Raw genomic sequence first — 1,144 nt, 5'->3', positions numbered from 1 at the left:
TCTTAGCCAAGGCAAAGCTAGTGTTCACCCGAACCAAGCGAACTTCCCTGGTACCGACGAAGCGGCAAAAGCAGCGGACTGTAATGATGATGCACGCTTAGTGGTTGATTCATTTAAGAAAGATACGGTTGGTGCTCCGGCATGGTATCCAGACTTTGCTAAAACCGACATTGATCAAAATGGTTCAACCGAAGATTTTATTCGTGTCGGCGACCGAGCAAGTAACCTTCAAGGTGTGCTTGGGTACTCTTACTCAGACTACCGCTTCTACGTAACAGAAGATGCGAACAACGATACTTTCATTGCACGTGGTAATAACCGTGACTTAGCACCTAAAGTTGATGAGGGTGACGTTCGTATCGCAACATTTAATGCCCAAGAGTACTTCAATAGCTTGCAAGGTGGCGGTGAGAGCAATGACTTCTTAGCGTTCGATGCGACACCTGGTGCGCAGGATTCAACTCAGTTTGATCATCAAACCGCGAAGCTTGTTGCGGCATTAACTGCACTTGATGCTGATATTGTTGGTTTGATGGAAATTGAAAACAACGGCTTTGAAGAGAGCTCTGCGATTTCTTACCTAGTAACTCAGCTTAATGCTGATCTTCCAGAGGCTAAGCAGTACAACATTGCTAGCAGTGAAGGGCTAACAACGGTAGGTGAGCTAGCGACAGCGAACTTCGTAATTTTCCGTCCGAGTACAGTTGGCTTAGATTCGCTACAAGTGATCCCTATGCCGAAGCAAGAGGCGGAAAATGGTGAGTTTACGACTCAGCATGCTGCGGTTGTGCCGGTATTCTCATTCAAAGATCGTGAAGAGAAACTTGTGGTTGCGGTTAACCACTTTGCAGATAAAGACCAAGTTTGTCTAGAAGATACATCGGACGACGATCGCCAAGGCGGCTGTGAGAATCTACGTGTGTCTGCGGCAGATTACCTAGGCCAGAAGCTAGCTGAGATGGAAGGTGAAAAGGTCATTCTTGGTAGCCTAAATGCCTTTAATAATGAAGATGCAATCACAGTACTGACCGATCGTTCAGGTGCCCCTGAAAGTTACGAGATCAAGACGGCTGAGAAAACCTTTATTGGTGAAGAATCTCTACACGAAGAAGGTGTGGTTGTTGCTGATAGCTACGGTTTTGAG

Annotated in this window: 1 pseudogene; it reads left to right on the top strand. The window is 46.3% G+C overall.

Features of this window, described 5'->3' with window-relative positions:
- A pseudogene (locus KIV40_RS29995) lies at positions 1 to 1,144 on the top strand (endonuclease/exonuclease/phosphatase); the annotation flags it as partial.

Source organism: Vibrio sp. D173a, from assembly GCF_030248475.1.
The sequence above is the reverse complement of the archived record's forward strand: the minus strand, read 5'-3'. Positions and strand labels throughout refer to the sequence as shown.